Genomic DNA, 14,517 nt, shown 5'->3' with positions numbered 1-14,517 from the left:
GAGTGTAGCGGAACCGTCGCGCGCCACACAACGCATTGCAACAACATTGATTGCGGGGGTTGCCGGCCAGCGGCCGGTCGGTACCGGCCATTGCCCAGGGGTTGCCGGCCAGCGGCCGGCACTACTGGTGCGTCAATGCGGTGCGGTAACGCTCGGCCAGCTGCCCGACCCGGCGTACGTAGTACTGGGTTTCGCTGTAGGGCGGCACGCCGCCGTGGCGGTCGACCGCGCCTTCGCCAGCGTTGTAGCCGGCTGCGGCCAGGGTCAGGTCGCCATTGAAGCGCTTCAGCAACCACGCAAGATACTGCACGCCGCCGCGGATGTTCTGTCCGGCGTCGTACGCATCGCTGACCCCGAAGCGCGCGGCGGTCGGCGGCATCAGCTGCATCAGCCCCTGTGCGCCGGCGCGGCTGAGCGCGGTCGGGTTGTAGGCCGATTCGGCGTGGATGATGGCCCGCACCACCGCCTCCTCGACGCCGAACTCGCGTGCGGCCGAGGTGATCTCGGTCTGGAACGCGGTGGTGTTCAGGCGCACCGAACCGAAGTCCACGCGCGGGTTGACGCCGCAGGCGTAGCAGCGCTCCATGAAACTGTAGCGGATGGTGCGCACCGGACCGAGGTTGGCCACCTGGGTGGGCCGTGCGCTGGTGTAGTGGCGCACGCCATCCTTCATGAAGGAATAGACCTGGCCGCTGACCATGCGCCCGCTGCGCGAGGCGACCGGGGGCGCTGGCACGGCCGCAGGCGCCGGTGCAGGCGAGGCCGCGGGCGCCACGACCGGGGCCGCCGCACTGGCGGCCACGGCCACCGGATTGCGCTCGATGCTGGCCACGGTGGTCGGCGCCGGTTTCGGCGCGGCCACCACCGGGCGCGGTGCCGGTCGGGTGTCGCGGCTGTAGCTGATGGTGCTGCAGCGGGCACCGGCCACACGCTTGCTGACATAGCTGGTGACCCCGTCGGCGCCCTGGCACTTGAACAGGGTGCCCGCACTGGCCGGCGCAGCGGTCAGCGCAGCGATGATGATCGCCGTTGTCCCCAGTATCCCCTTCATGGCGGCGAGTGTCCCAGCTTCGCCGGGGCTTGCCAAGCGACGCCGCTCAGCCTGTGACCGGCGGCACAGCCAGCACCTGCCCCAATCCGGCCAGGCGCTGTGCCAGTTCATCGCGCAGGCCCGGCGGCGTGGTCCACAACGCTACCGGCACCCGGTCCAGGCTGAGGATCTGCGCCAGCATCATGCCGCGGCTCTCGGCGCCCATGCGCAGCAGGCAATGGTCGGGACCGTCGGCCTCCAGCACGCCACACCAAGGCGGGATGCGGCCTTCCAGCTCGGCGTGGCTGCCGGCCAGGCGCACGATGGCCTGCAGCGCGAAAGGCGCCTGGCTGACCGCCTGCCGCACCATCACATCCGGCGGTGCGGGCGTGCGGCGATGCATGCCCGGCGCGGAGCATTCGCGCACCGCGCCCATCCGGTCCACGCGCAGGGTGCGCCAGTCCTGCCGGCCCAGGTCCCAGGCCAGCAGGTACCAGCGCCGCCCGTAGTTGACCAGGTGCTGCGCCTCGACCTCGCGCTGGGTCACCGCCTCCTGCGCGCTGCGGTATTCGAAGGCCAGCCGTGACGCCTGCCGGCAGTGCTGGGCCAGCCGCCCGAGCAGGCGTGCATCGGTGGACGGAAGATCGGACAGGGTGGCGGTGGCGGCATGCACCTCGCCGGCCTGCTGGCGGCGACGGGTCGGCACCAGCGGGTCGAGCTTGGACAACAGGCCACGGGCGGTGTCGTCGATGCCGGCGACGGTCGCGGACGCGGCCCGCAGGGCGATCGCCAGGGTGGTCGCCTCCTCCTCGTCCAGCAGCATCGGCAGTACCGGTGCCCCTGCCCCCAGCTGGTAGCCGCCACCGACCCCCGACGAGGCCCGGACCGGATAGCCCAGTTCGCGCAGCCGCTCGATGTCACGCCGGATGCTGCGCCGGTCCACGCCCATGCGCTCGGCCAGCTCGGCCCCTGACCACTGGCGGCGGGCCTGCAGCAGGGCGATCAGGCGCAGCAGTCGATGGGCGGTATGGCGCATGAAGGATCGAGGACAGAAGTCGTCCGCAATAGTGCCCCAGGATGGCCTCCAGTTCACCACCCACCGCAAGGAGCAATGCCATGTCCTCACGCCAGATCACCCTGTACCACGCCGCCCGTTCCCGCTCGAGCGGCGCGGTGGCCCTGCTCGAAGCGCTGGGTGCCGACTACCGCATGCAGGTGCTGGACCTGAAGGCTGGCGCCAACCTGGCCCCGGCCTATCTGGCCATCAACCCGATGGGCAAGGTGCCGGCCATCGTCCACAACGGCGCGCTGGTGACCGAACAGGTGGCCATTTATCTGTACCTGGCCGACCTGTATCCGGAAGCCGGGCTGGCGCCGCCGATCGGCGACGCCCTGCGCGGGCCCTACCTGCGCTGGATGGCCTTCTATGGCGCCTGTTTCGAGCCGGCGATGATCGACAAGGCGATGCATCGCGAGCCGCCACCGCGCCTGATGTCGCCGTACAACGATGCGGAGACCGTGCTGCAGGTGGTCGAGGCCCAGCTGGCGCAGGGCCCGTACCTGCTCGGCGAGACGATGAGCGCCGCCGACGTGCTGTGGGGCAATGCGCTGGCCTGGACCACGGCCTTCGGCTTGGTACAGCCGGCGCCGGCCACGGCCGATTACATTGCACGGATGAGCGCGATGACCGCCTTCGACCGTTCGCGGCAGATCGATGCGGAGCTGGCGGCGGCGTAAGCGCGGTTGCAGTAGATCCGCGCCATGCGTGGATGAACCCGTTCGCGGCGCCTGCGGTACGGAATGCAGCCAGGCATGGCCTGGCTCTACCGGGCCGGCGCACGCGCCGGGATGCGGGTAGAATTGCCCGCTTTCCCGCCACCCGAATGGATTAAGCGCCATGACCGGGACGCCAGACGTCTTTCCGCCCGCCACGCCGGACGGTACCCCGCTCGTTGCCCTGCCCGCTGGTCCGCGCAAGCCCGACCAGGTCAAGGGCAAGCTGTACATCAAGACCCACGGTTGCCAGATGAACGAGTACGACTCGGCCAAGATGGCCGACGTGCTTGCCGCCAGCGATGGCCTGGAACTGACCGACAGCCCGGACGACGCCGACGTCATCCTGGTCAACACCTGCTCCATCCGCGAGAAGGCGCAGGAGAAGGTGTTCAGCCAGCTGGGCGTGTGGAAGGGCCTGAAGAACAAGGGCCGCGAAGTCATCATCGGCGTCGGCGGCTGCGTCGCCTCGCAGGAAGGCGAAGCGATCATCAAGCGCGCGCCGTTCGTGGACCTGGTGTTCGGCCCGCAGACCCTGCATCGCCTGCCGGAGCTGATCCGTGCACGTCGCGAGCAGAAGCGCCCGCAGGTCGACATCAGTTTCCCCGAGATCGAGAAGTTCGATCGCCTGCCCGAGCCGCGCGCCGAAGGTCCCTCGGCATTCGTGTCGATCATGGAAGGCTGTTCCAAGTACTGTTCGTTCTGCGTGGTGCCCTACACCCGCGGCACCGAAGTCAGCCGCCCGTTCGAGGACGTGGTGGTGGAAGTGGCGCAGCTGGCCGCACAGGGCGTGCGCGAGATCAACCTGCTCGGGCAGAACGTCAACGCGTATCGCGGGCCCTATGGTGACGGTGAGTTCGCCGACCTCGGCCTGCTGATCCGTACCATCGCCGAGATCGATGGGGTCGGCCGCATCCGCTTCACCACCTCGCACCCGCTGGAGTTCAGCGACTCGCTGATCGACGCGTTCCGCGACGTCCCGCAGCTGGCCAACTTCCTGCACCTGCCGGTGCAGGCCGGCAGCGACCGCGTGCTGTCGGCGATGAAGCGTGGGTACACCGCACTGGAATTCAAGTCGAAGATCCGCAAGCTGCGCGCGGTGCGCCCGGACATCTCGATCAGCTCGGACTTCATCGTCGGCTTCCCCGGCGAGACCGACGCCGATTTCGAAAAGACCATGAAGCTGATCGAGGACATCGGCTTCGACCACAGCTTCTCGTTCATCTATTCACGGCGCCCGGGCACGCCGGCCGCGGACCTGGAGGACACGATCAGCGATGCCGAAAAGCACGCGCGCCTGTCGCGCCTGCAGGAGCGCATCAACGCCCATGCCGCCGGCATCTCCGAGAAGATGGTCGGCACCGTGCAGGCCGTGCTGGTGGAGGGGCCGTCGCGCAAGAATCCGAACGAGCTGACCGGCAAGACCGAGAACATGCGGTCGGTGAATTTCCCGGCGCCCGCGCGGTTGATCGGCCAGTTCGTGGATGTCCTGATCACCGAGGCGCTGACCAACTCGCTGCGCGGGCGCGTGGTGGCGGAATAAGTCCCCGGTAAAGGGGATCGGAGCCCCTGCGGGGATCCGACCCCCTGCCTTCAATCCAGGCGTTTGCGGAAACGCAGGATCGCCAGGGTCATCATCACCCCGATGAAGGCCAGCAGCGCCAGTGCATCCGGCCACAGCTCCCACAACGGGGCGCCGCGCAGCATGATGCCGCGCACCAGGCGCAGGAAGTGGGTCAGCGGCAGCACTTCGGCCAGCCACTGCACCGGCCGCGGCATGCCCGCGAACGGGAACATGAAGCCCGACAGCAGGATCGACGGCAGGAACAGGAACAAGGTCATCTGCATGGCCTGGAACTGCGAGCGCGCGCGCGTGGAGATCAACAGCCCCAGCGCCAGGTTGGCCAGCACCAGCAGTACCGCGGCCAGATAGATGTCCAGCAGGCTGCCGCGAATGGGCACCTGGAACAGCCAGGTGCCCAGCACCAGCACCAGCGTGGTCTGCAGCAGGCCGATGGCTGCATAGGGCAGCACCTTGCCGACCATCAGTTCGCTGCGTGACACCGGCGTGGCGATCAGCAGCTCCATGTTGCCGCGCTCGCGTTCACGCACCACCGCCACCGCGGTGAACATCACCAGGGTCATGGTCAGGATCACCCCGATCAGGCCCGGCACGATGTTCACCGCCGAACGCCGCTGCGGGTTGTAGAAGCTGGTCACGCTGATTGGACCACTGGCGATGCTGCCTTCGCGCAGTGGCCGCGTGTTGCTGGTCGGGCGCGTGTCCAGCGGCACCTGCGCCAGCTGGATCGCCGCGCTCTGCACCACGGTGTCGCTGCCATCGACCAACACCTGCACTGCTTCGCGACCGTCGAAGCGGCGACGCTCGAAGTCGGCCGGCACCACGATGCCGACACTGATCTCGCCGCGGCGCAGCGCCTGCATCAGCTGGTCCGGTGTGTAGGCCTCGCTGCGCGGCGTGATCACGCCGGTGGCCACCATGTCCTGCACCAGCGCGCGCGAAGCGGCGCTGTTGGCCTGGTCGGCGACACCCGCATCCAGGTGGCGCAGGTTGAGATTGATCGCATACCCGAACAGCAGCAGCTGCATCACCGGGATGCCGACGATCATCGCCAGCGTGATGCGGTCGCGGCGCAATTGCCGCAACTCCTTGAGCATGATCGCCCACAGCCGGCGCAGGTTCATGCCGCCGGCTCCCGGCCGCGACCACGGGTGGCCGCCACGAACACGTCTTCAAGGTTCGGCGCCACCGTCTCGATGCGGGCCTGCGGGTCAGCGTTGGCCAGCGCACGGCCCAGCACCGCGATGTCCGCCGCTCCCTCATTGCACAGCACGCGCAGATGGGTACCGATCTGCGCCACGCTGAGCACACCGGGCAGATCGGCCAGTGCGCGGCTGGCCAGGCGCGGCTGCGACGCGGTGACCTGCAGCGTGCGCCCTTGCAACCGCGCGCACAGCTCAGCCGGCGTGCCATCGGCCACCAGCGCGCCGCGATCCAGGATCGCCAGCCGGTGGCAGCGCTCGGCTTCGTCCATGTAATGGGTCGACACCAGCACCGTGGTGCCGGCGTCGGCCAGTTCGAACAGGGCCTCCCAGAAATCGCGGCGCGATTCCGGATCGACCGCGCTGGTCGGCTCGTCCAGGAACAGCAGCTCGGGCGAATGCACCACCGCACCGGCCAAGGCCAGGCGCTGCTTCTGGCCACCGCTGAGGGTACCGGCCAGCTGGGGCTGACGGTCGTGCAACCGGTACTGCTGCAGCAGCGCCTCCACCCGCTGCCGGGCCTGCACGCGCGGCAGATCCTGGATCGCAGCGAGGAACTCCAGGTTTTCGCGCACCGACAGGTCTTCGTACAACGAGAAGCGCTGGGTCATGTAGCCGATCCGGCGGCGCAGTGCTTCCGCCTGCTCCGGCACGGACAGGCCCAGCACCTCGATCCGCCCAGCACTCGGCTCCAGCAGCCCGCACAGCATGCGGATGGTGGTCGACTTTCCGGATCCGTTCGGCCCCAGGAAGCCGTACACCTGCCCGCGCGGCACGCTCAGGTCGACGTTGTCCACGGCCAGCAGGTCACCGAAGCGGCGGGTCAGGCCCCGCGCGTGCACCGCGATGTCGCCGCCGGTGTTCAGAAGCGCACCTGGACCGGTACCCCGGCCGGCAGCGCCTGGATGTCGGCGGCTGCATCCACCTCGATCTCGGCGAGGTAGCTCAGGCGCTCCACGTCATCGCCAGTCAATGCGTAGTAGGGGGTGAATGAAGGCTCGCTGCGGATCGCGCGCACATGTCCCTTGAGTACGGTGCTTCCCCCCTCCAGCTGTATCTGCGCGGCCTGCCCGACCTTGACCTGCAGCCGCAGCGGCTGCGGCAGGTAGACGCGCGCATGGGGGCGCTCGCCCACCAGCATCACCACCAGCGGCGCACCGACCGGCGCCTGGTCACCCTGCCGGTAGGGCAAGGCATCGACCGTGCCATCACGCGGCGCGCGCAGCTGCAGCTTCTGCAGGTTGACCCCCTGCAACACCTGCTGCGCCTGCGCGGCATCGGCGGTCGCCTGGCCCTGGGCGATGTCCTGCGCGCGGCTGCCGTGCACCCGCTCCAGCCATGCCTGCTCGGCAGCCCGTACGCTGGCCTCGGCATTGCCGGCGGCGGCGCGTGCGCGGTCCAGTTCGGCAGCGGCGATCAGGCGCTGGCGTGCCAGCGGCTGCACCCGACGGTAGTACGCGCTGGCCTCGGCGGACTGCGCTCGCAGCGCGGCCAGCTGCGCCTGGGCCTGCGCGATCTGTTCCGGGCGCGGGCCGATCCTCAGTTCTTCCAGCTGCGCCTGCGCGCGCGCCGTGTCGGCCTGTGCTGCGGCGAACTGCGCATCGCCGCGGGCCGAATCAAGCTGCATCAGCACGGCCCCGGCCTTGACCTGCTGGCCCTCGCGCACCTCCACCGAGGAGATCACCTCGGCCGCCGGCGCAGGCACCGTGATCCGGTCCCATTCCAGCGTACCCAGTGCAACCGGCGGCGCCTGGCCGCACCCGGCCAGCAGGCCGAGGCCCGCCAGTCCGGCGCCACGCATCCGCTTGCCGATGCCCATGCCATCCCCTCCCGCGACAGCGCCACGGTGCCATGCCGCCCGTGCACCCGCAATGATCCCGATCAGCCCTGACGGTTTTTTCACCACGTAGCGCCAGGCCTCGTGCCACAAGGCTCGGCCCCATCTATCCACAGGTTCGTTGCACCGCCGTCCACATCGCATGTGGAAAACCCGCTGGCGCCTGGCCATATTTTCACCACGACATCATCTCCCTTGTGGCACAAGCGCTGCGAAGGACTATCCACAGCTTTCCGCAGCCGCGGTCCACACCGGGTGTGGAAAACCGCGTGGTGCCACACTGTTCCGATGCGCACGCTGGCCGCTTGCCCTGCACGCGCGTAACCTTGTCATCCCGAGTCCATCGCGGTGGACGGCGAACCCGCCCCACCCCAAGCAATGAAAAGCATCGAGCATCGAGACTTCAGCCTGTCGCCGGAAGACAACGAGCGGCTGGCCAACCTGTGCGGCCCCTTCGATGGCCATCTGCGCCAGATCGAGCTGAAGCTCGGTGTGGAGATCGCCAATCGTGGCTTCGTGTTCCGTATCAGCGGGCCCGGCGAGGCAATCGTCGAGGCGCAGAAGCTGGTCGAGGCGCTGTACGCCGAAGCCGGCGAGACTGTCTTCGACAACCATGCCATCCACCTGCGCCTGGCGCAGGCCAATGTCGAACAGATCGCCGAACGCTCGTACGAGGCACAGGAGGTGGCGATCAAGGTCAAGCGCGGTACCGTGCGTGGCCGTGGCGCCAACCAGGCCCGCTACCTGCACCAGATCGCCACCCATGACATCAACTTCGGCATCGGCCCGGCCGGCACCGGCAAGACCTTCCTGGCCGTGGCCAGCGCGGTCGAAGCGCTGAACGAATCACGGGTACAGCGCTTGATCCTGGTGCGCCCGGCGGTGGAAGCCGGCGAGAAGCTGGGCTTCCTGCCCGGCGACCTGAGCCAGAAGGTCGACCCCTACCTGCGACCGCTGTACGACGCCCTGTACGAGATGATGGGCGTGGAGAAGGTGGTCAAGCTGCTGGAAAAGAACGTCATCGAGATCGCGCCGCTGGCCTACATGCGCGGCCGCACGCTCAACGATGCCTTCGTGATCCTGGACGAAGCGCAGAACACCACCATCGAGCAGATGAAGATGTTCCTGACCCGCCTGGGCTACGGCTCCACCGCCGTGGTCACCGGCGACCTGACCCAGACCGACCTGCCCAAGCACGTGAAATCCGGCCTGCGCGACGCCATCGATGTGCTGCGCGACGTCGAAGGTGTCAGCTTCACCTTCTTCGAATCGCGCGACGTGGTCCGCCACCCGCTGGTGGCGCGTATCGTCAGCGCCTATGACCGCCGCGACCTGCATCAGATCCAACCTGGAGCAACTCCATGACCCGTGGTCCCGTGCGACTGGACGTCGCCGTCAGTTATGCCCTGCCGCGTACCGGCCTGCCGGCGGCAGTCAGCTTCCGCAAGTGGGTGGCCGCTGCGCTGAAAGGCCGCATCCGCGAAGCCGACCTGGCCATCCGCGTGGTCGATGCCAAGGAAGGGCAGTCACTGAACCGCCATTACCGCGGCAAGGACTACGCGACCAACGTGCTCAGCTTCCCGGCCGAAGTGCCCGAAGGCCTGCCCAAGGGTGTCAAGTTTCCGCTGCTGGGTGACCTGGTGATCTGCGCACCGGTGGTCGCCCGCGAGGCCGAAGAACAGGGCAAGGCGCTCAACGCCCACTACGCGCACCTGACCGTACACGGCGTACTGCACCTGCTCGGCTGGGACCACGAGGACGACAAGGAAGCCGACGCGATGGAGCAGCTGGAGCGTGAGATCCTGGCCGAGCTCGGCATCGCCGATCCCTACGCCGGCGAGCGCTGACGTCGGGCTCTGTTCCGAGCCCACGCACTCACGGAAGAGGAGCGCAGCATGACCCTGCCCGCACTTGTGCTTGCCGCGCTGCTGCAGTCCGGGGCAGGCCTGATGCCCGATCCTGACCGTCCCTCACCGTTCCCCGCCAGCGACAGCGAGGCTGACATCGCCGCAAAGATCGCCGAACTAAGGGCGTTCTTCGGCAGCAGCGAGCGCGACACTCGCAATATCGTCGCCACTGCCCAACAACGGGCGCTGATCGAGCGCCTGGAAGCGCGACACGCGGCACGCCTGGCCGGTATCTGGGTGGACAACGCAACGGGCTGGAACGTCGTGGTGCGATTGACCGGCGCCGTACCCGCGGCCGATGAGACACATCCAGGGGCGGCTGGCCCGCAACACGTGCACTACGTCACTGGCGCCGCGATGACCGAAGTGGAGATGAGGCGCCGCCTGCACGCACAGCAGGACTGGCTGCGGGCCCAGCTGCCGGACCTGTTCGGCTACCGCCTGGATGTCATGACCGGGGAGCTGGAGGTGGAGCTGCGGGAACCAGCGAACCGCGCGACGACAATCGCCGTGCGCGACCGCCTGCAGATGCAACTGGGCTACCCGGTCAGGCTGCGCTGGTACCCTGCGACATCGCAGCAGCGGTCGCCCTGATCCAGCCGGCCCGTAGGCGCCGGTCCGCGCGGCGCGCTATTGTTTGCCCCCGGCATCGGGCGCAGGGAACCATGGATGACCTCGGAAAATGACTTGATGGCGTTTACGATCGGCCTGGGCCTATTCGCCGTTTTGCTGCTGCTTGGCACTTATGCCGTGCGCCGCATCATTGCTCGGCCCGCCGGCGGTAGGCACTGGCTGCTGCGCAGCCTGGCCCTGCTCTCGCCCTCGTGTCTGCTGGTCGGGCTGGCGGTCGGCTTGATCGGCCCCCACCTCACGGATAGACCGGAACCCGCCCACCCGCCCGGGCTCTGGGAAACGTCGATGATGCTGATACTGGTCGGCGCTGCGACCCTGCCGGTGCTGTGGCGGACGGTGCTGCAGCAGCGGCTTGGCCGTCCGGTCAACACGCTTCCGTTCTTCCATGCGAGCCGCACCTCGCTGCTGGTGCTGTTCGCGCTGGCCGTGATCTACATGAAAGTAGCGAGGACAACAGCGTCGGAACTGATGCCCTGGCTGACCAGCCCGGGCCTGTGGCCGGCGGTGGCGCGCATCGCGGGGCAATCGATGCAGATCACCATGCTTGCGGTCGTGCTGACCCTCTCACTGATGGTCGTGCGGCGGGCGGCGACCGGTTTCCTGCGCCTTCTCACCGGGCCGTTCAGGCGCTCGCCGCGGCTATGATGGCAGACCTCCGTCTACGGAATCCGCCCGTGTCGCTGCGCTGCTGCCTGCCTCTGCTGTATGTCCTTGCGGCCCCATCCGCTTTCGCCTCCAGCCTGGACCTGCCCGCCCTGATCGAGTGCCGCCAGGGCGTGGCCGAGCAGGCCGCGCTGGCGCCCCTGCTGGCTGATCCGCTGAAGGCCGTGGCCCAGGGCCTGCAGCCGCTGCCGCAGGGCAACCAGTTCATGAGCGAGTACCGCCTGGCCCAGCCGATCAGCGTGTTCGGCGCCCGCACCGAACGGGTCGCCGTGGCCGGGTCCAGCGTCATGGCCATCCTCGACCAGGCCGATCCGCGGCCACTGGCCAGGCAGCTGGGGCTGGAGACCGGCTACGACCAGGACGGCAAGTTCATGGCCGGCCGCGAGCTGGTCAGCCGGGACGTGACCGACCCGAAGACCGGCGAGGCCCAGATCGAATCGATCATCCTCAGCGTCTCTACCGTGGCCTCCCATCCGGGCAAGACCCTGGCTGGCTGTACCTACAGCCTGGACCTGCCCGAGGAAGAGGCCCCCGCCCGGCCTGAACTGGCCCCGCCACCGATCACCGGGCCGGGCAGCGACGGTCGCTGACAGGGCGCCACATCCTGCTAGACTTGGGCCATCGCCCGGCTTGCCGGGTGCCCTTTTTCCAGAGATGTCAGAAGACGACAGTAGTAGCTCCGCACAGGAGCCCAGTGAAAAGAAGCGCGGCTGGCTTGAACGCCTGACCTCCGCCTTCTCCGGCGAACCCCATACCCGCGACGAGCTGGTCGCTGTCCTGCACACCGCGCAGGAAGAGGGTCTGATCGCCGCCGATACCCTGAAGATGATGGAAGGCGCCATTGCGGTGGCCGAGCTGACCGTGGGCGACGTGATGATCTCGCGCTCGCAGATGGTTTCGCTGCCGGTCGAAGCGCCGTTCCTGGAACTGATGAAGCAGGTGGTCGAATCCGGCCATTCGCGCTTCCCGGTGCACGGCGAGAACAAGGACGACATCCTTGGCATCCTGCTGGCCAAGGACCTGCTGCGCGGCGTGGTCGCCGACAACGGCCCGGCCAACGTGCGCGAGCTGCTGCGCCCGGCGGTGCTGATCCCGGAGGCGAAGAAGCTCAACGTGCTGCTGAAGGAGTTCCGCCTGTCACGCAACCACATGGCCATCGTGGTCGACGAGTACGGCGGTGTCGCCGGCCTGGTCACCATCGAGGACGTGCTGGAACAGATCGTCGGCGAGATCGACGACGAGCATGACGAGGCCGAGGATCCGTCAGCGCAGATCGCCATCCAGTCCGACGGCCAGTACGTGGTCGACGCACTGACCCCGATCGGCGACTTCAACGAGCGTTTCGGCGCCACGTTCTCCGACGAGGACTACGACACCATCGGCGGCCTGGTCACCGAGGCCGTGGGCCATCTGCCGGAAGTCGGCGATGAGCTGGCCCTGGACCGCTTCATGTTCCGCGTGGCCCGCGCCGATGCGCGCCGGGTGCAGGCCTTCCACGTGACCGTGCTGCCGCCGGACGCGCAGGACGACGCTTGAAGCGCGGCGGCCCCGTCCTGGCACTCCGCCTGACGATGTGGCTGGCACTGTGCGTGCTGGCCATGGTCCTGCCGCTGGCTGCCTTCGCGCAGCCGGCGGCGAGCACGCCCGCGCCTGCCGCCGCCGGCGCCGAGGCTGCGGCCCCGCGCATCGGCGTGGTGACCATGCAGCCGGGCACGGTGTTCTTCGAGCGCTTTGGCCACGATGCCATCGTGGTGATCGATCCGCTCAGCGGCCAAGCGACCTCATACAACTTCGGCTACTTCGATCCGTCCGAGGACGATTTCATCAGCCGCTTCGTGCGCGGCGACATGATGTATTACCTGGTGGCGCTGCCGCTGCAGCAGGACCTGTCGTACTACGACGAGACCGGCCGCGGTGCCAGCGTGCAGTGGCTGGACCTGCGCCCGGACCAGGCGCGTGCGCTGGCCGCCGACCTGGCCGAACGGGCCAAGCCGGAAAACGCGCGCTACCACTACGACTACTACACCGCCAACTGCGCCACGATGGTGCGCGACACGGTGGACAAGGCGCTGGGCGGCGGCCTGCAGTCGCAGCTGTCGGGGCGCTCGCGCGGCAATACCTACCGCAGTGAATCGGTGCGCCTGGCCTCGCCGGCGCCGTGGATGTGGCTGGGCTTCGATGTCGGCCTCGGGCCGTTCGCAGACCAGCCGCTGTCGCGCTGGCAGGAAGCCTTCGTGCCGATGCGCCTGGCCGACGCGCTGCGCCAGGCACGCAACAGCGACGGCCGGCCGCTGGTACAGTCCGAACAGGAACTGCTGCCGCACCGCATCGATCCGGAGCCGAAGGAATTCGCGCGCCGCTGGTGGCCGTGGCTGCTGCTGGGGCTGGTCGTGGCCGGCGGCGTGCTGGCGCTGCGCAACCGCCCGCGCCTGCTGGCCGGGCTGGCCCTGCCGTTCTGGCTGCTGTGTGCCATCGCTGGCAGCCTGCTGGTGTTCCTGTGGGGCTTCAGTACCCACTACGCCGCCTGGGCCAACCGCAACCTGCTGCTGCTTTCGCCGCTGGCCGTGCTGCTGCTTCCGGGCGCGATCGCACTGCTGCGCCGGCGCGTGCCGGGCCGCATGTTCAGGGTCGTGCTGTGGCTGCTGGCGGTACAGGCCGTGGCGGCACTGGTACTGCACTGGCTGAGCCTGCAGGCGCAGTACAACGTACAGTGGATCGTGCTGCTGCTGCCGGTGCACGCGGCGCTGGCGTGGGTGCTGGGGCGCCGTCCTCACTTGTCCGAAACACGGCGCTGACGCACGATGGCGGGCATGTCATTGCCCGCCTCCGCTTCCGCCCCGGCTTCGGCCAACCCCGCCTGCGTCATCAACTGCGTCCACTACGATGACGAGGGCAAGCGCCACGACATCGGCCTGGATGCCATCAGCGACGTCATTGCCAGTGGCAACGGCTTTGTCTGGGTCGGCCTGTACGATCCCAACGACGATGTACTGCTGAAGCTGCAGGAAGAATTCTGCCTGCACGACCTGGCCATCGAGGACGCGCGCAACGCGCACCAGCGGCCCAAGGTCGAGACCTACGGCAATTCGATGTTCGTGGTGGTGACCACCGCGCAGATGGTCGACGAGCGCATCCAGTATGGCGAAACCCATGCCTTCCTCGGCCCGCGCTTCCTGGTGACGGTGCGCCACGGCGCCTCGCTGTCGTACGCGCCGGTGCGGGCGCGGGTCGAGCGTGAGCCGCAGCTGCTGAAGATGGGCCCGTCGTACTGCCTCTACGCAGTGACCGACTTCGTGGTCGACAACTACCTGCCGATCGTGCACCGCTTCCGCGACACCCTGGACCTGCTGGAAAAGGACATCTTCGCCGAGAACTACAAGCGCAGCACCGTGGTGCGGCTGTACGAGCTCAAGCGCGAACTGAACAAGATGCGGATGGCGGTGGCACCGCTGCAGGACGTACTGGCGCAGCTGCGCCGCTACCAGGGCGAGTTGATCCCCGACGAAGTGAAGCTGTATATCCGTGACGTGCACGACCACGCGGTGCGCATCAGCGATGTGATCGACACCCTGCGCGAGATGCTCGGCACCGCGCTCAGCGTCAACCTGTCGCTGGTGACGCTGGCGCAGGGCGAGACGGTCAAGCGCCTCGGCGCCTGGGCCGCGCTGCTGGCGGCGCCGACGCTGATCACCAGCTGGTATGGCATGAACTTCAGCCACATGCCGGAGCTGAGCCAGCCGTGGTCATATCCGCTGATGATTGTCGGCGTGGGCGGCGTGTGCGTGGGCCTGTACCGGTTGTTCAAGCGCGCGAAGTGGTTGTGACCCGCTGCTGGTAGCGCCGGGCGCTGGCCGGCAATCGGGGCAATGCCGGCCAGCGGCCGGCACTAC

General features: G+C 68.3%; 15 protein-coding genes. 10 read left to right on the top strand and 5 right to left on the bottom strand.

Features of this window, described 5'->3' with window-relative positions:
• Positions 1 to 121: 121 nt before the first annotated feature.
• Positions 122 to 1,051, bottom strand: coding sequence for a lytic transglycosylase domain-containing protein (locus AC5P9I_RS11060; RefSeq protein WP_049467518.1), 930 nt, complete (start codon positions 1,049 to 1,051; stop codon positions 122 to 124).
• 46 nt (positions 1,052 to 1,097) lie between these two features.
• Positions 1,098 to 2,066, bottom strand: coding sequence for a helix-turn-helix transcriptional regulator (locus AC5P9I_RS11055; protein ID WP_049467516.1), 969 nt, complete (start codon positions 2,064 to 2,066; stop codon positions 1,098 to 1,100).
• 80 nt (positions 2,067 to 2,146) lie between these two features.
• Here AC5P9I_RS11055 and AC5P9I_RS11050 point away from each other — a divergent pair, with 80 nt between their 5' ends.
• Together AC5P9I_RS11050 and miaB are read left to right on the top strand one after the other, a co-directional pair.
• Positions 2,147 to 2,767: a glutathione S-transferase family protein gene (locus tag AC5P9I_RS11050; protein WP_049467515.1), complete on the top strand. Its 621-nt coding sequence runs from the start codon at positions 2,147 to 2,149 to the stop codon at positions 2,765 to 2,767.
• Positions 2,768 to 2,927: 160 nt separating this feature from the next.
• A complete protein-coding gene (gene miaB, locus AC5P9I_RS11045) occupies positions 2,928 to 4,346 on the top strand; it encodes a tRNA (N6-isopentenyl adenosine(37)-C2)-methylthiotransferase MiaB (protein ID WP_049467513.1) in 1,419 nt (472 codons plus the stop codon).
• 50 nt (positions 4,347 to 4,396) lie between these two features.
• On the opposite strand, the gene AC5P9I_RS11040 is transcribed toward miaB, so the two are convergent.
• From AC5P9I_RS11040 to AC5P9I_RS11030, 3 genes are read right to left on the bottom strand one after another with little or no spacing between them, the layout of a single operon-like run.
• Complete coding sequence (locus AC5P9I_RS11040) at positions 4,397 to 5,509, bottom strand: ABC transporter permease (RefSeq protein ID WP_049467511.1); 1,113 nt, start codon at positions 5,507 to 5,509, stop codon at positions 4,397 to 4,399.
• The gene (locus AC5P9I_RS11035; protein ID WP_049467509.1) at positions 5,506 to 6,429 is read right to left on the bottom strand and encodes an ABC transporter ATP-binding protein; all 924 of its coding nucleotides are present in this window, start codon (positions 6,427 to 6,429) and stop codon (positions 5,506 to 5,508) included. The genes AC5P9I_RS11040 and AC5P9I_RS11035 overlap by 4 nt, the downstream gene beginning before the upstream one ends.
• Positions 6,430 to 6,449: 20 nt before the next feature.
• Positions 6,450 to 7,406: an HlyD family secretion protein gene (locus AC5P9I_RS11030; protein WP_088476010.1), complete on the bottom strand. Its 957-nt coding sequence runs from the start codon at positions 7,404 to 7,406 to the stop codon at positions 6,450 to 6,452.
• A gap of 396 nt (positions 7,407 to 7,802) precedes the next feature.
• Between AC5P9I_RS11030 and AC5P9I_RS11025 the strand changes: the two genes are divergently transcribed.
• The 8 genes from AC5P9I_RS11025 to AC5P9I_RS10990 all read left to right on the top strand — a co-directional run bounded on the left by AC5P9I_RS11025 (position 7,803) and on the right by AC5P9I_RS10990 (position 14,451).
• Positions 7,803 to 8,789: a PhoH family protein gene (locus AC5P9I_RS11025; protein WP_049469470.1), complete on the top strand. Its 987-nt coding sequence runs from the start codon at positions 7,803 to 7,805 to the stop codon at positions 8,787 to 8,789.
• Positions 8,786 to 9,271: an rRNA maturation RNase YbeY gene (gene ybeY, locus AC5P9I_RS11020; RefSeq protein WP_049469473.1), complete on the top strand. Its 486-nt coding sequence runs from the start codon at positions 8,786 to 8,788 to the stop codon at positions 9,269 to 9,271. Before AC5P9I_RS11025 ends, ybeY begins: the two co-directional genes overlap by 4 nt.
• A gap of 48 nt (positions 9,272 to 9,319) precedes the next feature.
• On the top strand, positions 9,320 to 9,925 hold the full coding sequence (locus AC5P9I_RS11015; RefSeq protein ID WP_049469475.1) for a hypothetical protein: 606 nt from the start codon (positions 9,320 to 9,322) through the stop codon (positions 9,923 to 9,925).
• A gap of 75 nt (positions 9,926 to 10,000) precedes the next feature.
• Positions 10,001 to 10,609 (top strand): hypothetical protein, encoded by a 609-nt coding sequence (locus tag AC5P9I_RS11010; RefSeq protein ID WP_049469478.1) that lies wholly within the window; start codon positions 10,001 to 10,003, stop codon positions 10,607 to 10,609.
• Positions 10,609 to 11,217, top strand: coding sequence for a hypothetical protein (locus AC5P9I_RS11005; protein ID WP_080355582.1), 609 nt, complete (start codon positions 10,609 to 10,611; stop codon positions 11,215 to 11,217). The genes AC5P9I_RS11010 and AC5P9I_RS11005 overlap by 1 nt, the downstream gene beginning before the upstream one ends.
• A 64-nt stretch (positions 11,218 to 11,281) precedes the next feature.
• Positions 11,282 to 12,163 (top strand): CorC family transporter, encoded by an 882-nt coding sequence (locus tag AC5P9I_RS11000; RefSeq protein ID WP_049469485.1) that lies wholly within the window; start codon positions 11,282 to 11,284, stop codon positions 12,161 to 12,163.
• A 35-nt stretch (positions 12,164 to 12,198) separates the two neighbouring features.
• Positions 12,199 to 13,422: a lipoprotein N-acyltransferase Lnb domain-containing protein gene (locus tag AC5P9I_RS10995; protein WP_088476011.1), complete on the top strand. Its 1,224-nt coding sequence runs from the start codon at positions 12,199 to 12,201 to the stop codon at positions 13,420 to 13,422.
• 6 nt (positions 13,423 to 13,428) lie between these two features.
• The gene (locus tag AC5P9I_RS10990) at positions 13,429 to 14,451 is read left to right on the top strand and encodes a magnesium and cobalt transport protein CorA (protein WP_049469491.1); all 1,023 of its coding nucleotides are present in this window, start codon (positions 13,429 to 13,431) and stop codon (positions 14,449 to 14,451) included.
• The last annotated feature ends 66 nt before the right edge of the window (positions 14,452 to 14,517 follow it).

It is taken from the genome of Stenotrophomonas sp. YJH_SMC_29, from assembly GCF_059371235.1.
Note: the sequence above shows the minus strand (reverse complement) of the source record. Positions and strands in the feature narration are given on the sequence as shown.

Excerpts from the sequence above, each read along its gene's own strand:
- AC5P9I_RS11015 (WP_049469475.1), top strand. The coding sequence starts at position 9,320 with ATGACCCTGCCCGCACTTGTGCTTGCCGCGCTGCTGCAGTCCGGGGCA.
- AC5P9I_RS11005 (WP_080355582.1), top strand. The coding sequence starts at position 10,609 with ATGGCAGACCTCCGTCTACGGAATCCGCCCGTGTCGCTGCGCTGCTGC.
- ybeY (WP_049469473.1), top strand. The coding sequence starts at position 8,786 with ATGACCCGTGGTCCCGTGCGACTGGACGTCGCCGTCAGTTATGCCCTG.
- AC5P9I_RS11040 (WP_049467511.1), bottom strand. The coding sequence starts at position 5,509 with ATGAACCTGCGCCGGCTGTGGGCGATCATGCTCAAGGAGTTGCGGCAA.
- AC5P9I_RS11025 (WP_049469470.1), top strand. The coding sequence starts at position 7,803 with ATGAAAAGCATCGAGCATCGAGACTTCAGCCTGTCGCCGGAAGACAAC.
- AC5P9I_RS11055 (WP_049467516.1), bottom strand. The coding sequence starts at position 2,066 with ATGCGCCATACCGCCCATCGACTGCTGCGCCTGATCGCCCTGCTGCAG.
- AC5P9I_RS11010 (WP_049469478.1), top strand. The coding sequence starts at position 10,001 with ATGACCTCGGAAAATGACTTGATGGCGTTTACGATCGGCCTGGGCCTA.
- AC5P9I_RS11060 (WP_049467518.1), bottom strand. The coding sequence starts at position 1,051 with ATGAAGGGGATACTGGGGACAACGGCGATCATCATCGCTGCGCTGACC.
- AC5P9I_RS10990 (WP_049469491.1), top strand. The coding sequence starts at position 13,429 with ATGGCGGGCATGTCATTGCCCGCCTCCGCTTCCGCCCCGGCTTCGGCC.
- AC5P9I_RS10995 (WP_088476011.1), top strand. The coding sequence starts at position 12,199 with ATGTGGCTGGCACTGTGCGTGCTGGCCATGGTCCTGCCGCTGGCTGCC.
- miaB (WP_049467513.1), top strand. The coding sequence starts at position 2,928 with ATGACCGGGACGCCAGACGTCTTTCCGCCCGCCACGCCGGACGGTACC.
- AC5P9I_RS11030 (WP_088476010.1), bottom strand. The coding sequence starts at position 7,406 with ATGGGCATCGGCAAGCGGATGCGTGGCGCCGGACTGGCGGGCCTCGGC.
- AC5P9I_RS11000 (WP_049469485.1), top strand. The coding sequence starts at position 11,282 with ATGTCAGAAGACGACAGTAGTAGCTCCGCACAGGAGCCCAGTGAAAAG.
- AC5P9I_RS11050 (WP_049467515.1), top strand. The coding sequence starts at position 2,147 with ATGTCCTCACGCCAGATCACCCTGTACCACGCCGCCCGTTCCCGCTCG.